Origin of the sequence: Rhabdothermincola sp. (assembly GCF_036846205.1) — a bacterium.
In the GTDB taxonomy this organism is placed as follows: Bacteria; Actinomycetota; Acidimicrobiia; order Acidimicrobiales; family Acidimicrobilacustridaceae; genus Rhabdothermincola.
On record NZ_DAIUCK010000188.1, the window covers coordinates 1 to 1,615 of the forward strand.

The window sequence follows — 1,615 nt, forward strand, 5'->3', positions numbered from 1 at the left end:
CGCGACAGCCGGGCGGGCAGCTTCCTGGAGCACGCGGGACAGGCTACTCGGGGGTCAAACTGTGGCCTACGTCACGCCCCTCGGTCCCCGTGAAGCCGGGGCGGAACCGTCGCCGGATCTCCGGGAAGGCGGCGAGGGGAAGCGCCGCGGGCACCGCGAGCAGCGGGAGCAGCGGGACGTGGAACCGCGGCTCGCCGAAGAACGGCCACGGCGCGATCGCGATGCCGGCGATGACCAGCACCAGCGCCAACCGGCGGGGAGACCGCCCGGCCCCGAACGCGGCCACGCCGAGCGCGCCGAGCGCCAGCAGCGGGAAGTACACCGCATCGGCCCAGAACTGGAGGACCTCGACCCGGCGAGGGCTGAGCCAGGGGTCGTCACCGTAGGAGGTGGTGGCCCGGACCGCTTCGTGGTCGTTCAGGAAGGTGAAGTACGTGCGCCAGGCCAGGAGCCGCACCTGCTCGCCGGGATGGTCCTTCGCCCACTCCAGCGCCCGCTCGGTGAGCAGCCGGTTCTGCTCCACCTCGCTGGCGGGGGGGTCGAAGGGCGGGAGGTCCGCGAAGCAGTACTCGGGGAGGGCGAAGGACCCGGGTGCGCCCGGGTGGTTCCCGATGCAGAGGTTGTCGCCGGTGTTGGTCGAGATCGGCACGAAGGCGTGGAGCTGCACCAGGTTGCGTATCGTCCAGGGCACCACCACCAGTGCCGCCGCGCCCACCAGGACGGCGGTACCGCGGATCCAGCGGCGCGCGTCGCGCCATGCGAGCGCGAGGGCGACCGGCAGCAGCACGAAGGCCGGCCCGAACGTGGGCCGGACGAGCAGGGCGAACCCGAACAGCACGCCGGCGAACGCCAGGCGGCGAGCACTCGGAGCCTCCGGCCGCCCGCCGCTCTCGCCAGACCACGGTCGCCACAGCAGCACCGCCAGCGCGGCCAGCTCGACACCGATGAACAGGGTCTCGGTCAGCAGCAACCCCGTGTACATGATGAGGCTGGGGGTGAGCGCGACCAGCACCGCCGCGATCGCTCCCACCCACGGGCCGACCAGCCTCCTACCCAGGAGCCCCACCAGCGCGATCGACACCGTGCCCACCACCAGGTTCAGCGCGGCACCGGCCATCGGCACGTCGTCGGGCAACGGTGTGTGCAACACCAGCCAGACCACGACCGAGAGTGCCGCCGGGTAACCGGGCGGGTAGTACGCGGTGGGCTGCCCGGTCGGCCCGGCGTAGCCGTCGCCGGCAGCGAGGCTCCGAGCGAGCGCCTCGTAGAACGCCGGGTCGTGCTCGCCCGCCGGAGCCCGAGTGGCGTAGAGGATCCACACCAGGCGCACGACGAAACCGCCGAGCACCGCGGCCGCCAACACCTGCGTGTGGCGCTCGCGCCGGAGCCGCCCGATCGCCTCGCCAACCGTCGCCCGCACCGCCCCGACGCGGGATGCATCGCGTCCCCCGTGGCCCTCCACGGCGCCGGTCTACCACGGCCCGCCGACTACCATGGCGTCCCCACCTGGCCGGTCGGATCCCAGCGATCCTCGGTTCCCCCTGCCGCCCGGCGCGGTGACCTGCTCATGACCGACACGCTCCCCCGCCAAGCACCCAGCCGGCCCGTACCCGGC

Annotated in this window: 1 protein-coding gene; it reads right to left on the reverse strand. The window is 73.4% G+C overall.

Annotated elements, in window-relative coordinates:
• Window positions 1–43: 43 nt before the first annotated feature.
• The gene (locus V7004_RS15790; RefSeq protein WP_334145227.1) at window positions 44–1,420 is read right to left on the reverse strand and encodes an ArnT family glycosyltransferase; all 1,377 of its coding nucleotides are present in this window, start codon (window positions 1,418–1,420) and stop codon (window positions 44–46) included.
• Between the last annotated feature and the right edge of the window lie 195 nt (window positions 1,421–1,615).